Origin of the sequence: Kitasatospora sp. NPDC051914 (assembly GCF_040680995.1) — a bacterium.
Lineage (GTDB): Bacteria > Actinomycetota > Actinomycetes > Streptomycetales > Streptomycetaceae > Kitasatospora.
In genome coordinates this window covers 47,115-65,932 of sequence record NZ_JBFAXX010000006.1, presented here as the reverse complement: position 1 = coordinate 65,932, position 18,818 = coordinate 47,115, and the positions used below count along the sequence as shown (strand labels likewise).

Sequence of the window (18,818 nt, the reverse complement as noted above, 5' to 3'; positions counted from 1 at the left end):
TCAGCCCGCCAGCACGTCGCGGAGGGCCGCGGCCTCGCGCACCGCGCGGGAGCTGCCGCCGCGGGCGGCGAGCGCGGTGACCTCGGCGATCGGGCCTCGGGCGGCCGTCCGCCGGGCGCAGTCCGCGGCGATCGCCAGCAGGTCGCCCGTGCCTCGGCCCGGCTCCCCCGCCAGCAGGACGGGCAGCGCCGCGGCCAGCACCGTCCAGACGGTGCCGAAGGCGCCGGTGTCGGCGGCCGAACGCAGCGCCTCGGCGAGGCGGTTGGGCTTCACCGCACCCGGCACCACCAGTTCGGCCGCCTCCCGGCCGAGCAGGGCGCCGTCCAGGTCGCCCCGGGCGGCGAGCACCAGCAGGGCGTCGACGGCCGCGGTGCGGTCCTCCGAGTGCCGGGCGCCGAGGCCGTAGGCGACCGCGAGGTGCACCGCGGGGCCGGCCGGGCCGCCCGCCTCGGCCAGCACCGGGAGCAGTCGACACCCGCCGCGGTCGTCGGCGTCGGCGCAGGCCGCGAAACGCTCCAGCATCCGGGCGGCGGTCTCCTCCCGGTGGTGGGGCAGGATCGCGGCCCACTGCTCGGAGGCCGGCGGGTTCCACCAGACGTAACGCTGCGACAGTTGGCGGTCCGTCGAGTCGACCAGCCGGTCGGCGTCGGCGGGCAGCCCGGTGGCGCCCGCGCCCGGCTGGTGGACCAGGCGGCGGGTGGCGGAGCGCCGCCGGCCGTTCGGCGCCCGCCCGTTCGACGGCGCCAGCACGGTGGACTCCTGGTGCGGCAGGCCGCCGCCGCGCAGCCAGGCGGTGAGCCGTCGGCCGGCCGGGGTGTCGATCTGCGCGGCCGCGGCGAGCACCGCCGGGTCGTCGGTGGGCGTGACCCGCAGCAGGGCCTGGCCGAGGTCGACCGGGCCGGGGCCGATGTCGGCGGCCGCGTACCCGGCGATCCGCTCGACCAGGACGGCGGCGTCGATCGCGCCGGTGGAGAGGGTCGGGGTGGCCAGCAGGTACGGCACCGGGCGGACGGCCAGCAGCCGCACCGCCTCCTCCAGCCGGGCGGCGATCTGGACGTCGAAGCCGGTGGACCAGTCGTACCGGAAGTGCCCGCGGACGCGCCCCAGGGAGATCTCGGCGGCCCGGGCGGCGGTCATCCGGCCGGCGGCGGCCTCGGCGACCAGGGCGAGGCTGTTCCCGCCGTGCACCCGCAACACCGGTTCCAGGGCCTCGGCCAGCGCCGGGCGGTCCGCCCGGGCGTGCCGGACGAGCCCGTCCAGCGCACGCTCCCAGGGGACGAGCCCGGTGTCCCCGGCGAGCACTGCGCCGAGCTCCTCGGCGAGTTCGGCGGGGGTGGCGATCGGCGCCGGCACCGGCCGGGGCTGCGGCACCGCCGGCAGCAGCTCGGCGTACTCCTCGGCCCGCACCTCGGTGCCGAACAGCTCGGCGGCGCGGACGTGGTGGGCCGGGTCCAGCTGCTCGGCGGCGTCGCGCAGCTCCGGGAGGACGGCGGGGCCGGCCTTCCGCAGGTGCTTGGCGACCACCTTGAGCGCCTGCTCCTGCAGGATGCGGTCGGGGTGGCCGAAGGCGCCGGCGGCGGCGAGCACGACCGGCCCGGCCCGGTCGGGGGCGGTGCGGGCGGCCCGGTCGAGCCAGCCGAGCTGGGTGCGGACGAGCTTCTTCTCCGGGCGGAACAGCACGGTCAGGCAGGCCTCGCCGAGCAGTTCGGCATCGACCCGGCCGGCGGCGTCCAGCGCGGCCAGCACCTGCTGGGCCAGGGCAGCGGTGGTGGAGGGGCCGTCCAGCATGCCGAGCAGGGTGCGGGCGTGCCCGGCGTACTCGTCCTCGGTGGGCGCCAGGGCGCCGAGGATGCTCAGGTGAACGCGGTTGTCGTTCGGCCGGCCGCCGCCGCGCAGCAGCCGGGCGAGGCAGCGGTCGATCAGGTCGGCCCGGTCCAGGACGCCCTCGGCGGCCAGCCGGGCCAGCACGCCCGGCCAGCGCTCGGAGTCGTCGCGGGCGGACCAGGGGCCCTCCAGCTCGGACGCGAGGTCGGGCACCTCGAAGACCCGCGGGGCGAGCACCGGGGTGAACGGGTCCGCGGCCAGCCGGGCGAACAGGTTGCGGCCGGGCGGCAGGGTGCCGAAGGCGGCGTGCCGGGGCTCCGGCCGGGAGCGCTCGCGCACCCACTGGGTGGTGAAGGAGTCGGTGGTCGGCACCGGGCAGCCGGTGGAGCGGACCAGGTACTCCAGCAGCGGGAAGTGCTCCGACCAGCCCCAGCCCGGTGCCCGCCGCTCGGCCAGCCGTTCGGTGACGACCTGCCGCCACTCCGGCGGCTGGCGGTCGATCACCTCGACCAGCAGCGGGTTGCGCCAGCCGGCGCGGTCCTCGAAGGCCCGGCTGCCGATCCACTCGGCGGCCGCGGTGGGCGCGGTCAGGCAGCCGGCGCCGGCCACCAGCAGGGCCGTCCACCGGTCGGGCGAGCTGGACCAGCTGTCCCGCATCTCCTTGCGGCGCTCGCGCAGCGCGGGCACCTCGGCCCGGCGCTGCTCGGGGGTCAGTTCGGCGAGGGCGGCGGCGACACCGGCGGTGTCGCCCTTGCGCACGAGGTCGGCGAGGCTCATCGGACGACCTCCGGCTGCTCGGCGCGGACCAGGCCGACCGCCAGCACGTGCTTGCACGGTCCGCGCCCGCCGCGGTACTTGGCCCACCACAGGCAGGTGCAGCCGAGCTGCCCGTCCGCGCCGGTGCGCACCCGCTGCACGTGGTCGTCCACGGTGACGACGGCCGTGGCGCCCTCCAGCCGGACGGCGCCGGCGGCGACAAGGGCCCGGGCGGCCCGCAGCCGCGGGTTGTGCACCTCGGCGCGCCCGGCCTCGTACGGCAGCCGGCGGTGGAAGTAGGCGGCGTCCGCGAAGTCGTAGCCGATCTGGCCGGCGGTGCCGAGCCGGGTGAGTGCGGCGCGCACCCGCGCGACGGGCAGGCCGGACTGCTCGGCGAGCTCGGCCGGGTCGATCCGCGGCTCCCAGGCGAGCAGGGTGGCGATCAGCTCCGCGTCCTGGGCGGAGCCCTCGGCGGCCAGCGCGGTGAGCACCCCGCCCTCCCCGGAGAAGCCGCGCGAGGCGTCCGGGGACAGCGTCAGGGTGAGCCGCATCCCGGGCAGCACGACCTCCCAGGCGGAGGCGGCGGGGCCGTCCGCACGGGCCGGCCCGTACACCCGCAGGGCCAGGGCGTGCCGCAGCACCCGCTGCAGGGCGGCCAGCCGCTCGGGGCCGGGCAGGCAGACCGCCCCGGGTACCGGGCGGCTGGTGGGGCGCAGCGTGCGGCCGGCCGGGACGACCCAGCCGACGGTGGAGCCGCGGCCGCCGGAGCGAGGCAGCGAGCGCAGGAAGCGGACGGCCTCGGCGGCGGGCAGTTCGGCGCGCAGGTCGAAACCGGCGGCGAGCACCTGGGTCTCGGCGAAGCCGCGCAGCCAGCGGTCGGGCAGCGGCACCTTCTTCTCCACCACGGGCCCGTCGAGGGTGGTGACCTCCAGGGCGTCCGGGCCGACGGCCATGTGCAGCGGCTCGCCGGTGCCGATCCGGCTCAGGCCCTCGCGGAGCGGGTTGTTCACGTCGACGTTGGTGGTGCCGTACCCGATGTCGTCGCCGTCGAGGCCGTCGGCGAGGACGTCGAGGCGGGCGTGCACGCCGCAGCAGCCGGAGAAGGACTCGAAGCGCAGCCGGTCGCCGCCGGCGGTGACCACCGGGTCGAGGGAGGCGCGCAGCAGGGGCTGGTAGTAGCGGGCGGCGGCGACGTCGGCCACCGCGAGCAGGGCGGCCGCGGCGGCGCCCGGGGAGGTCAGGAAGCCGCTGAAGAAGCGCGGGTTGGCGGCGGCTCCGAGCGGGCCGGCGCCGCCGGAGGTCTCCAGGGCGAGGCTGCGCCCGGCGGTGCTCTCCTGCACGGCCGAGGAGCGCAGGTAGGCGTACGTCTGCACGGCTTGGGTCATGGCGAGGACGCTAGGGGTGGGCACTGACAGGGCGTCCGATCTGTAACGTGTTCTTGTTCCCATCGGCACCACGGGTAACCCAGGTCACACCCTCCCCCGGGGGCGATCTGCCACTATGGAGCGGTGACAGACGCCATGGAGCAGGGGATGCCGGCCGACGACTCCGTGCCCCCGTTCGTCGATCTGCTGTGCATCGAGGAGCTGGACGAGAACCTGTTCCGCGGCCGGTGCCATGCCGGCGCACCGATGCGCGCGTTCGGCGGGCAGGTCGCCGCGCAGGCGCTCACCGCCGCCGGCCGGACGATCGGGGCGGACCGCGCCGTGCACTCGCTGCACGGGTACTTCCTGCGGCCGGGCGATCCGCAGCGGCCGATCGTGTACCAGGTCGACCGGATCCGCGACGGCTCCTCCTACGCGACCCGGCGGGTGACGGCGGTTCAGCGCGGCGAGGCGATCTTCACCATGTCGGCCTCGTTCAAGCGTCCGGAGGAGTCCGGGGAGCGCCAGCGGACGATGCCGCCGGTGCCGGGCCCCGAGGAGCTGCCGGACCCGTTCGTGGCCTGGGAGCAGGCGAACCCGGAGGACTTCGCCAAGTCGACCGGCTTCCGCGCGCTGGAAATGCGTTTCCTGCCCGCCGACGCGCCCGGGATGCCGCCGGAACTGCCGGGTGTCCCGCAGCAGTTCGTATGGCTGCGAACCGGCACACCGCTGCCCGAGGACGACCCGCTGCTGCAGGTCTGCGCCCTCACCTACCTCTCCGACCTGACGCTGGCGTCCACCACCGCCCTGCACCTGGAGCCGCACCGCTTCGGCCGCAAGGAGCCACGGCGCACCCTGCTGGCCTCGCTGGACCACGCGATGTGGTTCCACCGGCCGTTCCGGGCCGACGAGTGGCTGCTGTTCGCGCAGCGCAGCCCGTCCGCCTCGGACGGCCGGGGGCTGGCGCTCGGCGAGTTCTACAACCGGGACGGCCAGCTGGTGGCCTCCGCGGTGCAGGAGACACTGCTGCGCGAGCGGCGCGCGACCCGTCCGTGACCGATCGCGTCATACCCGTACGACACCCCGGGCCGTATGATGGTGAAGGTGACCAAGGTTGACCTGTCACCACGTCCGGTGGAGGCGATGTCGCCCCGTCAGCTCGAACGGCGCAGGAACCTGATCGCGGCCGCCCTCTCCCTGGTGACCGAGATCGGTGTCGAGCGGCTGCAGATGCGCCAGGTGTCCGAGCGCTCCGGGGTCGCCCTCGGGACGACCTACCGCTACTTCTCGTCCAAGGACCACCTGCTGGCCGCGGCGATCGCCGAGTGGCACCGCTCGCTGCTGACCGATCTGGTGTCCGAGGGGCGCGGGCGCCGCGCCGGGCCGTCCGCCAGCGACCGCATGGTGCGCTTCGTCCGGCACGGCATGCGCGCCTACCAGCGGCAGCCCGAGCTGGCCCGGCTGAGGGTGTCGGTGGCGGCGTCCACGGACCCGTTCGCCAGTGAGGCGCTGCAGGCGATGGCCCGGGCCGACGGCGCCGCCCTGCTCGCCGTGATGGTGGAGGTGCCGCCCTCGGCCGGCGACGTGGTGCGGCACATCGTCGGGCACGCCTGGCAGGGCGAACTGACGGCCTGGGTGACCGGCCGCACCACACTGGACGACGCGCGGCGCCGCCTGGAGGACGTGGTGCGCCTGGTGCTCACCCCGTACGAGGCGGCCGATCCGGCGGCCTGACGGCGGCTCTCGGGCCGACCGGCACATGGGGGGCGGCGTCACGGCGCCATGGCTGTCGCCCTGCCGCCGCTCCTTCTCCCACCCCCATGTGCCGGTCGGCCTTAAATCGGCCCTAAGCCTTCCTGACGTTCCTTGACCGCGGCCCGGCAGGCGCCGACGCTGGACGGACTCCGACCCAGGAACACCCCTCGGCCTGCCCCCGACCACGAGGAGTCCTGTCATGAGCACGACCTCCCGCCGCCTGCTGCTCGGTGCCGCCCTCGGCGGTGCGGCCTCCGCCGGACTCCAGATGGTCGCCCGCGGCGACACCTCCGCCGCCCCGGCCGTCGCCGCCTGGCAGCTGCGCTGGTCCCCGTCCGCGGCCCACGACGGCCTGCGCGCCTTCGAGACCGTCGAGGACGACCGGGCCGGCTCGCACCCCTCCGCCCGGCCGCACATCACCACCGACGGCGACGCCTACCGCTGGACCATGCACACCGTCGACCGGGACTCCGACACCGACCGGCAGCGCCACGAGGTGACCGGCATGCGCACCCCCGCCGGCAGCGCCCACCTGCTGTGGAAGCCCGGCGAGACCTGGCGCACCACCTACTCCGTGTACATCCCGGCCTCGCTGCAGGCGACCACGACCTTCACCCACATCATGCAGATGAAGCAGCCCGGCAACGGCACCTCGCCCATCGTCGTCCAGTCGCTGCGGCGGGTCGGCGGCGCACAGACCGTCGAGCTCAGGCTCCCGGAGTCGGACGTCCTGGTCGGCCGCACCGCGCTGGAGCCGCTGCACGACCGGTGGGTGGACGTCGACTTCCGGATCAGGATCGGCGACGGGAAGAAGGGCATGGTCCGCTGGATCCTCCGCAGCGGCGGCAGCACCGTGGTCGACGCCTCCCGCGAGGGCGTGGACACCTTCCTCGCCGACCGGGTCCGCCCCAAGTGGGGCATCTACCGCTCGCTCGGGGACACCTCCGGCTCGCTGCGCGACTGCCACCTGCTGATCCGGAACATGCGCGGCTACCAACTGGTCTCCGGCGCGTCCGGGGTCTTCCGGGCCGAGGAGGCGCGGCTGCACCGCGGCCGCACCGACACCGAGCACCCGGGATACAGCGGCGCGGCCTACGCCGTCCTCGAGGAGGGCGCCGGCGGGCAGGCCGAGTGGGAGGTCGAGGCGGCCGCCCCGGCGAGCGCCACCCTGGCCCTGCGGTACGCCAACGGCGGCACCGCCGACCGCCCGATGGACATCGCGGTGAACGGCACGCGGGTGGTGGCCGCGCGGCCCTTCCGGCCCACCGGCGGCTGGGGCAGCTGGGCCACCGTCTCCGTGCCGATCACCCTCAGGACCGGCGCCAACACCGTCCGGGTCACCGCCGCCACCGCCGCCGGCGGCCCCCACCTGGACCGGATCGCGATCTCCTGACCCGGCCGATCGCGTCAGACCACCGTCACCGGATGCACCACCACCGCGCCGAAGAGGTAGCCCTCCCGGTTGAACTCCGCCTCCGCCGGCTGGACGGCACCCCGCCCGTCGGTGGCGCGGGCCCGCAGCCCGTACCTGCCGGGCGCCGGAGGCCGCCAGTCCAGGCACCACCGCGTCCAGCCGTGGCCGGCCGGCGGGTCGAGCAGTTCGGCCGGGCGCCAGACGAGGCCGCCGTCGGTGCTCACCCCGACCTCCCGGACGGGGCCCGTCCCCGACCAGGAGCGGCCGCACAGCCGGTGGCTGCGGCCCGCCGCCAGCACCGCGCCGCGGGCCAGCTCGAAGGCGCTCTTGACGACCTGTCCGGTGAGCGCCGGCCCGCCGCCCTCCGGCTGGGCCGGGCCGAACAGCCGGTAGTACTCGGTGTTCCACGGCGATCCCAGCGGCCGGTCGGCGACCTCGACGTCCCCCAGCCACTTGATCGAGGCGACCCCCACCCAGCCCGGCACCACCAGCCGGGCCGGCGCACCGTGGTCCGGCGGCAGCGGCTCCCCGTTCATCTCGTACGCCACCAGCACGTCGGCGTCCAGGGCCTTGGCGATGGGCAGCGGCCGGCGGACGTGCCCCAGGTTCCGGCCGCCCACCGTGTACTCCGGGTCGAGGCCGCTCGGCAGCACGTCCACGGCGTCCGGGCCGAGGCCCGCGGCCCGCAGCAGGTCCGCGAGCGGGACGCCGCGCCAGGCCGCCATGCCGACACCGCCGAGCCCCCACGGGGTGCCCGGAGCCGGCGTGCCCTGCTGCTCGGCCCAGAAGCGGCGGCCGTTCCCGGCGCACTCGAGGACGGCGTCCACGGTGCGGGCGGGCAGGGTACGCAGGTCGGCCGCCGAGAACTCGGCGCCGCCGCCGCGCAGCGCACTGCCGTGCACCCGCAGCCGCCAGGTGCGCGGGTCGATCAGCGGGGTGGCGGTGTGGTTGCGGACGAAGAACCGCTCGTTCGGGGTGTACAGCCCGGTGCCGGCCAGGGTGTCCCAGCGCATCTCGGCACTGCCGCCGTGCGGCACGAACCACTCCCGCGGCAGCGGTTTGACGATGCCGCCGCCGTACGGGGGCGGACTCCCGGAGGGCACGACTCCCACGGTAGTACGGCCGACCGGGTGACGGCACGCCGTCCGGTCACCGGCCCTGAGCTGCGACGACGGACTCGACGCCGGGCGCCCGCCCGGACTTCATCCGCTCGTGGCCGTCCTTTCACACCGATCTGGAAGGCTCCTCGGCATGCTCGCACCATCCACCACTCCCGTACCGCAGCCGCGCTTCCTGCTCCCCCGGCGCCACCGCCGCCGGCTGGCCTGCGCCGCCGTCGCCGCCTCGCTGGCCCTCGGGGTTCTCGGCGTGGCCGCCACCGCGGAGACCGTCCGGCACCAGCAGCGCGCCGAGGCCGCGCAGGCGGCCCGCTGAGCCGACCGAGTGGTGCCGGGACCTCCGGCGGCCGATACTGCCGTCATCGGCACAAGCCCCTGGAACGAAGGGGTGGTCCCATGGCCACCGGCACTGTCAGGACGTACTTCCGCGGCCACGGCTACGGCTACATCACGCCCGACGACGGCGGGCCCGAGCTGACCGTCTACTACGACTCGATCGTCGACGCACCCGACCACGTCCTGGCCGACGGGCAGCGGGTCGAGTACGACGCCACCGTCCAGGAGTTCCGCGAGGTCGCCGAGCGCGTCCGCGCCGTCGAATGACGGAGGACCGCTCAAGGGCGATGCACCCCGCCGCGTGCTACGGGCGGGAGTGGCGGCCGGTGCCCGGGGCGGGGTGCAGTTCGAGCTGCGGGGCGTAGCGGGCGGCAGGGGCGCGGAGCACCCAGTTGCGGCCGGCCGGGGCGATCAGCTGCATGCGGTGGAGCAGGTCGAGGACGTCGCGGCGCAGCGCCGTGCGGTCCGCGAGGTAGTCGCACTCGGGCCGGTCCGGCAGCCCGTAGTCGTCGGTGATGTCGCCGAGGGCGCCGTCTATCAGTGCGTCCGGGACGAGGACGGCGGGCGGGGCGGCCTCCTCGGGCAGCGGCCGGAGCTCCTCCACCAGGCGCTCGGCGAGCAGCAGGGCGGTCGGGGCGATCGGGCCGCCGCCGGCGTCGGCGAGGTCGGAGAGTTCGTCGGCCGGGTCGAGCAGCGCCATGCCCTCGCTGCGGATCTCCGCCTCCAGTCCGAGGAAGTCGGCGAAGAGTTCGGCCTCGGCGGGCAGCCGGCCGAGCAGCCAGGTGCGTTCGGTGGCGGCGAGTTCGTCGACGAGGACGACCGGGTTCTCGGCGAGCAGTCGGCGGACGGCCGGCGCGGGGCCCGCGGCCGGGCCGGCGGCGGCCGGCGCGGGTTCGGCGAGCAGGGTGCGGGCGAGGTCGCGGTCGATGGCGAGGCCGCCGTCCGGGTCGCTGGTGACGACTTGCCACTCCGTCAGCAGCCCCAGCACCTCGGGTCGTTCCAGCTCGGGTATCCGGCCGTCGGCGGCTGCGCCGAGGGCGAGCACCAGGGCGGCGTACCCGTCGGGGCGGAAGCCGGGCAGGGTGCGGCCGGCCAGCGGCGCCTTGTGCAGGCGGGCGTGGGCGGAGCCGACGGTGAGCGGGTAGCCGAGGAGTTCGCCGAACCGTTCCGCCAGCCAGTCGGCGTGACGGTGGATCAGCGGGAAGCCGGCGCCGTGCGGGCCGTGCGCGGTGACCAGGGGGTGGGCGAGCAGCAGTCGGGCCGCGGTGCGGCGCTCGCCGACGACCGCGCCCTGGCCGGTGCTGCGGCTGCGCTCGGGCCGGCGGTGGCGTCCCGGGGCGGCCTGCGGCGGGACGCGGCCGCCCGCGCCGTCCTGCCGGGCCCGGCGCAGCCCGCGGGTGCGGCCGGCGGCGGGGGCGCGGTGCACGGTGGGCCCGTGCCACCAGCTGGCGGGGGCGTTCGGCGCGCCGTGCGGCTCGGCGGGGCGCCCGCCGAGGTGCCGGGCGGGGTAGAGGCCGAAGACCGCGGTGAACAGCTCGTGCGCGGCCGCCTCGTCCGCGTCGGCGAAGCGTCTGGCCAGCAGCTCGGCCCGCGGGTACGCACCGGTGCGCGCGTGGACCGTGAGCTGCCCCGCCCCGCCCAAGCGCCCGTCCGCCGCGCCGCTGGCCGCCTCCCGGGCGCCGGCCGCGTACTCGTGCTGCTCCATGTCGCGTCCCAGCCTAGACGGTGGCCGGGCGGGGAGGGGAAGCCTCCGCCGGTCGGCCGGGCACCGGCTGCTACGGACGGGTAATCTCACCTCTTCCGCACACGTGCGGCGTCCCCTATCGTCCTCGCATGCCGAACCTGCCCGACGTCGTGCGGTGGTCGATCCCCGCCTTCGTGCTGCTCACCGCGCTGGAGGTGCTCTCGTACCGGTTCCACCCGGACGAGGACGAACAGGGCTACTCCGCGAAGGACACCGCGACGAGCCTGTCGATGGGCCTCGGCAGCCTGCTGTTCGACGCCGCGTGGAAGATCCCGATCGTGGCCGTCTACTCGGCGCTGTACGAGCTGACGCCGCTGCGGGTGCCGCTGCTGTGGTGGACGGTGCCGCTGATGCTGCTGGCGCAGGACTTCTGCTACTACTGGTCGCACCGCGGCCACCACGTGGTCCGCATCCTGTGGGCCTGCCACGTGGTGCACCACTCCAGCCGCCGCTACAACCTCTCCACCGCGCTGCGGCAGCCGTGGACGGGCGCCACCTCCTGGGTGTTCTACCTGCCGATGGTGGCGCTGGGCGTGCACCCGGCGGCGCTGGCCTTCTGCTCGTCCGTCAACCTGGTCTACCAGTTCTGGATCCACACCGAGCGGATCGACCGGCTGCCGCGGCCGGTCGAGTTCCTGTTCAACACGCCGTCCCACCACCGGGTGCACCACGCCTCGCAGGGCGGTTACCTGGACCGGAACTTCGGTGGCATCCTGATCGTCTTCGACCGGCTGTTCGGCTCGTTCACGCCGGAGACCGTCCGGCCGGTCTACGGCCTGACCAAGAACCTGGAGAGCCACAACCCGCTGCGGGTGGCCACCCACGAGTACGCGGCGATCGCCCGCGACGTGGCGGCCGCGCACAGCTGGGGCGACCGGCTCCGCCACCTCACCAAGGGGCCGGGCTGGCAGCCCGCCCGCACCGAAAGCCCGGAGGGCACCCCCGCATGACCGTCACCGCACGACTGCGCGCCGCGCGCGGGCTCGTCACCGCCTTCGCCGCCACCTCGGCGGCCCACCTGGGGGCGATCGCCACCGGGGCGACCGGGCTGCAGCACGCCACCAAGCCGGCGCTGATGCCGCTGCTGGCCGCGCACAGCCTGGCCTCCGCGGAGCGCGCTCCGAAGCTGCTGGCGCCGGCCCTGCTGGCGAGCACCGCGGGTGACGTGCTGCTGCAGGTCGGCGGGGACACCGCCTTCCTGGCCGGGATGGGCTCCTTCGCGGCCGCGCACGTCGCCTACGTGATCATGTTCGCCGGGCAGGGGGCGTTCTCGGACCGGCGGCGCACCCTGCTGGTGGCGGCGGCCTACGCGACGGCCTGGGCGGTGATGATCACTCAGCTGTGGCCGGACCTCGGCTCGCTGCAGATCCCGGTGGCGGCGTACAGCCTGCTGCTGGCCTCGACCGCGGTCTCCTCGGCGGGCCTGGGGCTCACGACCGGCATCGGCGGCGGGCTGTTCCTGCTGTCGGACAGCCTCATCGCGGCCCGGCTGGCCGGCTGGAAGCTGCTGCCCGGCCACAACGTGCTGGTGATGGCGACCTACGTCGCGGCGCAGTACCTGCTGGCGCGGGGTGCGCTGCGGGCGGAGGAGGCCCGGACCGCACCGGCCTCCGGGTCGCCGCAGTCCGAGCGCGGGGACGGGGCGGCCGGGGCACGACTCGGCGCCCCGGCCTGATCGGGCGGGGCGCCGGGCGGACCGAGCCGCATCAGGACTGCGGTGCGCGGCGTCGCAGCAGCCAGAAGCCGCCGAGTCCGGCCGCGACCAGCGCACCGCCGGTGGCCAGCTCACGGGCGCCGGTGCCGGCCACGGAGCCGCCGGTGCCGGTGGCGATGCTGCCGTGCGGCTCGGGGGCGGTGCTCGCGTGCTGGCCGGGCTTGGTCAGCGGTGCCAGCACCCCGACGCTGCCGCTGAACGCGTCGCCGTTGGGGCACTTGCCGTCGATGCCCCAGGACGCGGGCTTCTCGGTCACCTGCTCGGTGAAGGTCAGCTCGGTCGCCGAGAGCAGCGCGATGGAGCCCGTGTAGGTGCCGTTCGGGCCCGCGGTCAGCGTGACCGTGCCGCCGGTGAACGCCTTCGAGCTGGCTGTGATCGTCTTCGTCGTGCTGGCCGGGCAGGTCACGTTGACGGTGACCTTCTCGCCGGGGGCGGCCTGGGCCGGGGTGACCTTGGCCGGTTCCGGACCCTTGGCGGGTGCCGCGTGCGCGGTCGGCGCGGCGAGGGCGAGCAGGACGGCCGTGCCGAGGACGGCGGCGGTACGCGGGATGCGCATGCCGGACCTCCAGGTTCTCGGATGCGGCCGGGGGCGGGGTCGCCCCGTGGTCGGTCGGCTGCACCCGGTCATGCCCGACGCTAGGCAGCCCCGCCCCGCCCGGCCACCGCACAGCGACCGTTCGAGTCCGCACCGTCACTGCACGTAAGCTCCGGAGGGAGCCCGGAACCCGTACGCGCCGAGTTGCCCGCATCCGAATTGCGCAGTTCTCCCCGCGTCCCCTGTTGACCGGCCTAGAGCTCCAGGTCGACCACGACCGGGGCGTGGTCGGAGGTGCCCTTGCCCTTGCGGGCCTCGCGGTCGACGTAGCTGTCGGTGACGGCGTCGGCGAAGGCCTTGTTGGCGAGGGTCAGGTCGATCCGCATGCCGCGGTTCTTCGGGAAGGCCAGCTGGCGGTAGTCCCAGTAGGTGTAGGGGTGGTCGTACTTGAGCGGCCGCGGCATGACGTCCTGCAGGCCGGCCTCGTGCAGGGCGGCGAGGGCGGCCCGCTCGGCCTCGGTGACGTGGGTGAGGCCGACGAACTCGGCCGGGTCGAAGACGTCCGCGTCGGTGGGGGCGATGTTGAAGTCGCCGAGCACCGCGAAGGGGCGCTCGCCCGCGGCGTCCTCCAGCACCGTCTGCCGCAGCGTCTCCAGCCAGGCCAGCTTGTAGCGGTAGTGGGCGTGGTCGACCTCGCGGCCGTTGGGCACGTACACCGACCAGACCCGGACGGGGCCGCAGGTGGCGCCGAGGGCGCGCGGCTCGACCTCGGGCAGCAGGGCGTCGTCGGCCAGGTAGCCGGGCTGCTCGGGCAGGCCGCGGACGACGTCGTCCAGCCCGATCCGGGACAGCACGGCGACGCCGTTCCAGCGGCCGGTGCCGTGGGCGGCCGTCTCGTAGCCGAGCGCCCGGACCTCCTCGTACGGGAAGGCGTCGGCGGCGCACTTGAGCTCCTGCAGGCAGAGCACGTCGGGGGCGGCGCTCTCCAGCCACTCCACGAGCTTGGGGAGCCGGGCGGTGACGGAGTTGATGTTCCAGGTGGCGATGCGGACGGTCACGGCTGGCGGCCTTCCCGGGTGGTACGGACAACGGGCGCGGACGGGGCGGGCGCCCAGAAGGCGCCCACCCCGAACATACCGCCCGGCACCGACAGCGCCGGGCCGTCAGCGGGCGGGCCGCACCACGGCCGCCGAGCCGCCGCCGCGGCGCACCGGTTCGGCGGCCGCCCGCCAGCGGCCGTCGGGCAGCCGCTCCACGCCGGTGGCGGCTCCGATCTCCGGGGAGGGCGCGAACACCTGGCCGAGCGCCTCCAGGCCGGGCCGCTCGGGCAGCGCCAGGAAGCCGGACTCGGCCGCGGTGGTCGCGGCGTTGCGCTGGCTGGCCCGCGGTGCGGCGATCGCCTGTTCCAGGGTCAGCCCGCGGTCGAGCCGGCCGAGCAGCACCTGGAGCACGGTGGTGATGATGGTGGCCCCGCCGGGCGAGCCGGCGGCCAGCAGCGGACGGCCGTCGCGCAGCACGATCGTCGGCGACATCGAGGAGCGCGGCCGCTTGCCCGGCCCCGGCAGGTTGGGGTCGGGCACGCCCGGGACGACCGGGGTGAAGGAGAAGTCGGTCAACTCGTTGTTGAGCAGGAAGCCGCGGCCGGGCACGGTGATCCCGCTGCCGCCGGTCTGCTCGATGGTCAGGGTGTAGGAGACGACGCTGCCCCAGCGGTCGGCGACCGTGAGGTGGGTGGTACTGGGGCCCTCGTACGCCTCGGTGACGGCGGGGCCGCTGCTGCCGCAGGCGGCCGGGTGGTAGGGGTCGCCGGGGGCGAGCGGGCTGGTCAGGGCGCGGGCCGGGTCGAGCAGGCAGGCGCGGGCGGCGGCGAAGGCGGGCGAGAGCAGCCGGTCGGTGGGGACGGGCTGCGCGGCGGGGTCGCCGACCCAGCGGTTGCGGTCGGCGAAGGAGATCCGGGAGGCCTCCAGGAAGCGGTGGTAGTACTGGATGGCGTCCAGGTGGCCCACGTCGGAGTGGGAGAGGATGCCGAGCGCCTCGCCGACGGTGGTGCCGCCGCTGGACGAGGGGGCGATCGAGTAGACCTCGTTGCCGCGGTAGGAGACCCGGGTGGGTTTCTGCTCCAGCACCCGGTAGGCGGCGAGGTCGGCGCGGTCGACCTTGCCGGGGCGGGCGGTGCGGCCGGAGGCCGGGTCGACCGGCGGGTGCTGCAGGGTGTTCACGATGTCGGCGCCGATCGGCCCGCGGTAGAGCGCGGCGGTGCCGTCCCGGCCGAGCTGCCGGTAGGTGGCGGCGAGGTCGGGGTTGCGGAGCTTCGAGCCGACCTCGGGCAGTGCGCCGCCGGGCAGGAACAGCTCCCGGGTGGCCGGGAAGTCCTGGAACCGGGCCTGGTTGGCGGCGGTCTGGTCGCGGAAGGTCTGGTCGACGCTGAAACCGTGGTCGGCGATCCGCTCGGCCGGGCGCAGCACCTCGGCGAGCGGCCGGGTGCCCCACAGCCGCAGGGCCTTCTCCCAGGTGGCGGCGGTGCCGGGGACACCGACGGACAGGCCGCTGGTGACGGCGTCGGCGAACGGCAGCGGCTTGCCTACGGCATCGAGGAAGAGGCCGGTGTCCGCCGTGCGGGAGGCGGTCTCGCGGCCGTCGAGGGTGGAGACCCTGCCGGTGCGGGCGTCGTAGTGGACGAAGTAGCCGCCGCCCCCGATGCCGGCCGAGTAGGGCTCGGTGACGCCGAGGGCGGCGGCGGTGGCGACGGCCGCGTCGACGGCGTTGCCGCCGCGGCGGAGCACCTCGATGCCGGCCGCGGTGGCGTCCGCGTCGACGCTGGCGACGGCGCCGCCCCAGCCGGCGGCCTCGGGGGTCTTCGGTAAGGCCTCCGCAGGCGCCGCCCCGGCGGGCGCGACGGCGCCCAGGACGAGGGTGGTGGCGAGTGCGATCGGCGGGACGAGTCGGGCCAGTGTCCTCATGCGTGAGCCTCCTGAGGCAGCGTCAGCTCTCCGTTCTGCCACAGGCGCGGTGGGCAGGACAACAGCACCGCCGGCCACTACCCGCGGGTAGTTTCGTTACCGCTCCGACGCCGACCCGCAGCGGATCGGCATGGCCGGCATCTCCTACGGCGCCGGCATCAGCCTGCTCGGCGCCGCCTTCGACCCCCGGATCAGCACGGTCGCCGCGCTCAGCGGCTGGGCCGACCTCGCCGACTCGCCCTTCAGCGACGAGACCCAGCACCTGCAGTCCGCCGGGCTGCTCGCCGTCGCCGACCACCTGACGGGCCGTCCGGGCGACGAACTGAAGACGGTTCTCACCCGCTACTTCGGCAGCGACCGGGAGAACGAACCGGCCATCCGCGCCTGGGCCGCGAAGCGCTCCGCCGCCACCTCTACGACGTGGACGCACTCGGCGTCGGGCGGCTCGTCGCCCACGCCCCGTACACCTTCCTCGGCCGCACCCCCGGGCGGCGGTTCACCGCCGACATCCGGATGCAGGCCACCGCCTCGCCCTGGTCGTGGACGGCGTCGACCCGCTCTACATCACCCACGACCCGGCCCTCGCCACCCTCGCCTTCGGCTCGACGGCCGAGGACCCGTCCTGGGTCTCCGTACCGCTCAAGTAGGAGACCGAACCCACAGGGGCAGCATCACAGGGGCGCGTGGGGGCACCCCGATGGGTTGCCCGAGTGCCTACGACAGCTTGCGGCGGCGTTTGACGGTGCGGAAGCGGCGGGCCACCTGGCGGGCCAGGTCGGCGGCGCCGACCAGGCCGGCCTCGTTGCCGAGGGCGGCGTGCACGATGCCGGCCTCGGGGCGGAAACCGCGGCCGGTGAGGGTCCGCTTGAAGGCCTCCTGGGCGGGGCCGAGCAGCAGGTCGCCGGCCTCGGAGACGCCGCCGCCGACGACGAAGCGGCCCGGGTCCAGGGCGGCGGCCAGGTTGGCGATTCCCACCCCCAGCCAGTGGCCGACCTCGTAGAGGAGCTCCACCGCTACGGCGTCGCCCTCCCGGGCGGCCTCGGTGACCAGCGGTCCCGTGATGCCGTCGGCGGCGCCGCCGGCCCGGGCCAGCAGCGGCTGGACGACGGGCGACTCCTCGGCGACCAGCTCCCGTGCCTCGCGGACGAGGGCGTTGCCGGAGGAGTACTGCTCCCAGCAGCCGCGGTTGCCGCACGGGCAGCGGTGGCCACCGGGCACCACCTGCATGTGGCCGAACTCCCCCGCCAGGCCGTACTTGCCGCGGTCGACGAAGCCGTCCCGGACGACCGCGCCGCCGATGCCGGTGCCGAGGGTGATCATCACCATGTGGTCCTCGCCGCGGCCGGCGCCGAACCGCCACTCGGCCCAGGCCGCGGCGTTGGCGTCGTTCTCCACCACCACCGGGAAGCGCAGCCGTTCGCTGAGCGCCTCCTGGAGCGGCTCGTTGCGCCAGTTGAGGTGCGGGGCGAACAGCACCTTGGAGCGGTCGGCGTCCACCCAGCCCGCGGCGCCGACGCCGACGGCGTGCACGTCGTGCTTGTCGGCGAGCTGCAGCACCAGGTCGACGATGACGTCCTCGACCACCTTGGGGCTCTTGCTCTTGTGCGGGGTCTCGGTGCGGACGCGGTCCAGCACCCGGCCCTCGCCGTCCACCACGCCCGCCACCACCTTGGTGCCGCCGATGTCCACGCCGACCGTGGGCAGCCGCAGCACGCCCGGTGGCAGGGCCCGCCGCCGGCGGTCGGCGCTGCGCGGCCCGAGGCCGAACAGGGTGGGCAGGACGGCCGGCCGCTGGGTACTGTGCGGGCTGGTCACGGGGGCGGGGGCTCCTTCGGGTCGGACGGCCGGTGCGCGGTCCGGCTCCCCGCCATCCTCCTCCCTCCCCGCGGGCCCGCCGCGACCGGCCTCGGCGGCCGCGGCGACTCCGGGGGAATCCTCATCCGAATGACCGCAGGTGCTGCCCCGTTCGAGGGATTCGCACAGCCGGCTGGCAAACTGGGCTGCGCCGCGCGGGGGATTCACACGGAAACGTGATGTTCCTCTCAGGTTCTGCTCAGTTTGGGACGGAACCGATTCGCGGTTTCCATCTGTCTGATCACATCGGAACGCGTACGGGCAAGCGGGACCCGTGCGGCCTGCGACCCGGATACGAGAACCTGAATGCAACTGACCGGAACCCCCTTCCTCGTCGTCACGATCGTGCTCGTGCCGATCTCCATCGCGGCGGCACTGCTGCTCTGGGGCAGGGTCCGCGGCCCGCAACCGGTCCAGGTGCTGAGCAGACTGGTCATGATCCTGCTCTGCCAGGTCACGGCCGTGCTCATGGTGTTCGTCATGGTCAACAACGCCAACCTGATCTACGGCAGCTGGGACGACCTGCTCGGCACCGGCAACCACGTCCGTGCCGTCCCGCAGGTGCCGGCCGACGGCGGCCCCGGCGGCCCGGGCAACGACTCCAAGTCCGAGCCCAAGGTGACGCAGCAGTTCAAGGCCGTCGACGACCCGATGGTGCCGAAGGACGTCAAGCGCACCGATCTCAAGGGCCGGCTCTCCGGCGTCGACGGCGAGGTGCTGGTCTGGCTGCCCCCGCAGTACGACGATCCCGCGTACAAGGACAAGACCTTCCCGGTCGTGGAGCTGATCCCGGGCTTCCCCGGCTCCTCCAGCACCTGGTACGGCACCCTGAAGGTGTCCGAGCAGCTCAAGCCGCTGATGAAGGAGGGCAAGGTCGCGCCCTTCATCCTGGTCTCCCCGCGCACCCTGCTGCTCGGCCGCAGCACCGACACCGGCTGCGCGGACGTGGCCGGCAAGGTGAACGCCGACACCTGGCTCTCGCGGGACGTGCCGAAGATGGTGCTCGACAACTTCCGCGCCGACTCCTCGCCCGACCGCTGGGCGGTGGCCGGCTACTCGGCCGGCGGCCACTGCGCCGCCAAGCTGGCCCTCTCGCACCCCGACCGCTACCGCGCCGGCGTCAGCCTCTCCGGCTACAACGACCCCGCGACCGAGAAGGACTCGCTGACCGCCAAGGACGCGCACCTGCGCGAGATCTCCAACCCGCTGAACATCCTCAAGCACGCCGCCCGGCCGCCGAAGACCTCACTGTTCGTCAGCGGCAACAAGGGCGACGGCTACGAGGGCGGGCTGGCCCTCCAGCAGGCGGCCAAGTCGCCGACCAGCGTCACCGTGGTGGAGACCACCGGCCCGCACGCGGTCGACGTGTGGAAGCCGTTGCTGCCGCAGGTGTTCACCTGGCTGACGGGCATCATCCCGGCCAAGCACTGACGCCGGGCCGACC

General features: G+C 75.2%; 16 protein-coding genes and 2 pseudogenes. 10 read left to right on the top strand and 8 right to left on the bottom strand.

The annotated features are described in order from the left end of the window. Entirely contained in the window at positions 1-2,601 is a 2,601-nt protein-coding gene (locus AB0M03_RS06230; protein WP_363488982.1) for a DUF6493 family protein, read from the bottom strand. Further along, positions 2,598-3,965: an SWIM zinc finger family protein gene (locus AB0M03_RS06225; RefSeq protein ID WP_363488980.1), complete on the bottom strand. Its 1,368-nt coding sequence runs from the start codon at positions 3,963-3,965 to the stop codon at positions 2,598-2,600. The genes AB0M03_RS06230 and AB0M03_RS06225 overlap by 4 nt, the downstream gene beginning before the upstream one ends. 147 nt (positions 3,966-4,112) lie before the next feature. On the opposite strand from AB0M03_RS06225, the gene AB0M03_RS06220 reads away from it, so the two are divergent. The 4 genes and pseudogenes from AB0M03_RS06220 to AB0M03_RS06205 all read left to right on the top strand — a co-directional run bounded on the left by AB0M03_RS06220 (position 4,113) and on the right by AB0M03_RS06205 (position 7,092). Beyond that, on the top strand, positions 4,113-5,000 hold the full coding sequence (locus AB0M03_RS06220; RefSeq protein WP_363489172.1) for an acyl-CoA thioesterase II: 888 nt from the start codon (positions 4,113-4,115) through the stop codon (positions 4,998-5,000). Between the two features lie 48 nt (positions 5,001-5,048). After that, positions 5,049-5,678, top strand: a complete 630-nt coding sequence (locus AB0M03_RS06215; protein ID WP_363488978.1) for a TetR family transcriptional regulator — start codon at positions 5,049-5,051, stop codon at positions 5,676-5,678. Positions 5,679-5,898: 220 nt separating this feature from the next. Next, a pseudogene (locus tag AB0M03_RS06210) lies at positions 5,899-6,702 on the top strand (Tat pathway signal sequence domain protein); the annotation flags it as partial. Beyond that, positions 6,682-7,092, top strand: coding sequence for a carbohydrate-binding protein (locus AB0M03_RS06205; RefSeq protein ID WP_363489170.1), 411 nt, complete (start codon positions 6,682-6,684; stop codon positions 7,090-7,092). The pseudogene AB0M03_RS06210 and the gene AB0M03_RS06205, both read left to right, overlap by 21 nt. A 14-nt stretch (positions 7,093-7,106) precedes the next feature. Here the strand turns inward: AB0M03_RS06205 and AB0M03_RS06200 are convergent, their stop codons facing one another. Continuing rightward, the gene (locus AB0M03_RS06200) at positions 7,107-8,216 is read right to left on the bottom strand and encodes a sulfite oxidase (RefSeq protein ID WP_363488976.1); all 1,110 of its coding nucleotides are present in this window, start codon (positions 8,214-8,216) and stop codon (positions 7,107-7,109) included. Between the two features lie 148 nt (positions 8,217-8,364). Here AB0M03_RS06200 and AB0M03_RS06195 point away from each other — a divergent pair, with 148 nt between their 5' ends. After that, entirely contained in the window at positions 8,365-8,547 is a 183-nt protein-coding gene (locus tag AB0M03_RS06195) for a hypothetical protein (protein WP_363488974.1), read from the top strand. A gap of 80 nt (positions 8,548-8,627) precedes the next feature. After that, complete coding sequence (locus tag AB0M03_RS06190) at positions 8,628-8,834, top strand: cold shock domain-containing protein (protein ID WP_363488972.1); 207 nt, start codon at positions 8,628-8,630, stop codon at positions 8,832-8,834. Positions 8,835-8,871: 37 nt separating this feature from the next. Here AB0M03_RS06190 and AB0M03_RS06185 read toward each other — a convergent pair whose 3' ends face one another. Continuing rightward, the gene (locus AB0M03_RS06185) at positions 8,872-10,272 is read right to left on the bottom strand and encodes a DUF2398 family protein (protein WP_363488970.1); all 1,401 of its coding nucleotides are present in this window, start codon (positions 10,270-10,272) and stop codon (positions 8,872-8,874) included. A 128-nt stretch (positions 10,273-10,400) separates the two neighbouring features. Between AB0M03_RS06185 and AB0M03_RS06180 the strand changes: the two genes are divergently transcribed. Together AB0M03_RS06180 and AB0M03_RS06175 are read left to right on the top strand one after the other, a co-directional pair. Beyond that, positions 10,401-11,261 carry a sterol desaturase family protein gene (locus tag AB0M03_RS06180; RefSeq protein ID WP_363488968.1) on the top strand — a complete coding sequence of 287 codons (861 nt, stop codon included), beginning with the start codon at positions 10,401-10,403 and terminating at the stop codon, positions 11,259-11,261. Beyond that, complete coding sequence (locus tag AB0M03_RS06175) at positions 11,258-11,986, top strand: lysoplasmalogenase (protein WP_363488966.1); 729 nt, start codon at positions 11,258-11,260, stop codon at positions 11,984-11,986. The genes AB0M03_RS06180 and AB0M03_RS06175 overlap by 4 nt, the downstream gene beginning before the upstream one ends. Before the next feature lie 31 nt (positions 11,987-12,017). Here AB0M03_RS06175 and AB0M03_RS06170 read toward each other — a convergent pair whose 3' ends face one another. From AB0M03_RS06170 to ggt, 3 genes are all read right to left on the bottom strand, one after another. Then, on the bottom strand, positions 12,018-12,581 hold the full coding sequence (locus AB0M03_RS06170) for a hypothetical protein (protein ID WP_363488964.1): 564 nt from the start codon (positions 12,579-12,581) through the stop codon (positions 12,018-12,020). Positions 12,582-12,814: 233 nt separating this feature from the next. Next, positions 12,815-13,618 (bottom strand): exodeoxyribonuclease III, encoded by an 804-nt coding sequence (locus AB0M03_RS06165; protein ID WP_363488962.1) that lies wholly within the window; start codon positions 13,616-13,618, stop codon positions 12,815-12,817. Between the two features lie 105 nt (positions 13,619-13,723). Continuing rightward, a complete protein-coding gene (ggt, locus tag AB0M03_RS06160) occupies positions 13,724-15,520 on the bottom strand; it encodes a gamma-glutamyltransferase (RefSeq protein ID WP_363488960.1) in 1,797 nt (598 codons plus the stop codon). Between the two features lie 109 nt (positions 15,521-15,629). On the opposite strand from ggt, the pseudogene AB0M03_RS06155 reads away from it, so the two are divergent. Next, positions 15,630-16,167: pseudogene (locus tag AB0M03_RS06155) on the top strand (CocE/NonD family hydrolase); the annotation flags it as partial. A 67-nt stretch (positions 16,168-16,234) separates the two neighbouring features. Here the strand turns inward: AB0M03_RS06155 and AB0M03_RS06150 are convergent. Continuing rightward, entirely contained in the window at positions 16,235-17,335 is a 1,101-nt protein-coding gene (locus AB0M03_RS06150) for an ROK family glucokinase (RefSeq protein WP_363488958.1), read from the bottom strand. A 345-nt stretch (positions 17,336-17,680) separates the two neighbouring features. Between AB0M03_RS06150 and AB0M03_RS06145 the strand changes: the two genes are divergently transcribed. After that, positions 17,681-18,805 (top strand): alpha/beta fold hydrolase, encoded by a 1,125-nt coding sequence (locus AB0M03_RS06145; RefSeq protein ID WP_363488956.1) that lies wholly within the window; start codon positions 17,681-17,683, stop codon positions 18,803-18,805. The last annotated feature ends 13 nt before the right edge of the window (positions 18,806-18,818 follow it).

Coding starts and splice junctions, on each gene's coding strand:
- AB0M03_RS06230 (WP_363488982.1), bottom strand. CDS start 2,601: ATGAGCCTCGCCGACCTCGTGCGCAAGGGCGACACCGCCGGTGTCGCC.
- AB0M03_RS06225 (WP_363488980.1), bottom strand. CDS start 3,965: ATGACCCAAGCCGTGCAGACGTACGCCTACCTGCGCTCCTCGGCCGTG.
- AB0M03_RS06220 (WP_363489172.1), top strand. CDS start 4,113: ATGCCGGCCGACGACTCCGTGCCCCCGTTCGTCGATCTGCTGTGCATC.
- AB0M03_RS06205 (WP_363489170.1), top strand. CDS start 6,682: ATGCGCGGCTACCAACTGGTCTCCGGCGCGTCCGGGGTCTTCCGGGCC.
- AB0M03_RS06195 (WP_363488974.1), top strand. CDS start 8,365: ATGCTCGCACCATCCACCACTCCCGTACCGCAGCCGCGCTTCCTGCTC.
- AB0M03_RS06190 (WP_363488972.1), top strand. CDS start 8,628: ATGGCCACCGGCACTGTCAGGACGTACTTCCGCGGCCACGGCTACGGC.
- AB0M03_RS06185 (WP_363488970.1), bottom strand. CDS start 10,272: ATGGAGCAGCACGAGTACGCGGCCGGCGCCCGGGAGGCGGCCAGCGGC.
- AB0M03_RS06180 (WP_363488968.1), top strand. CDS start 10,401: ATGCCGAACCTGCCCGACGTCGTGCGGTGGTCGATCCCCGCCTTCGTG.
- AB0M03_RS06175 (WP_363488966.1), top strand. CDS start 11,258: ATGACCGTCACCGCACGACTGCGCGCCGCGCGCGGGCTCGTCACCGCC.
- AB0M03_RS06170 (WP_363488964.1), bottom strand. CDS start 12,581: ATGCGCATCCCGCGTACCGCCGCCGTCCTCGGCACGGCCGTCCTGCTC.
- ggt (WP_363488960.1), bottom strand. CDS start 15,520: ATGAGGACACTGGCCCGACTCGTCCCGCCGATCGCACTCGCCACCACC.
- AB0M03_RS06145 (WP_363488956.1), top strand. CDS start 17,681: ATGCAACTGACCGGAACCCCCTTCCTCGTCGTCACGATCGTGCTCGTG.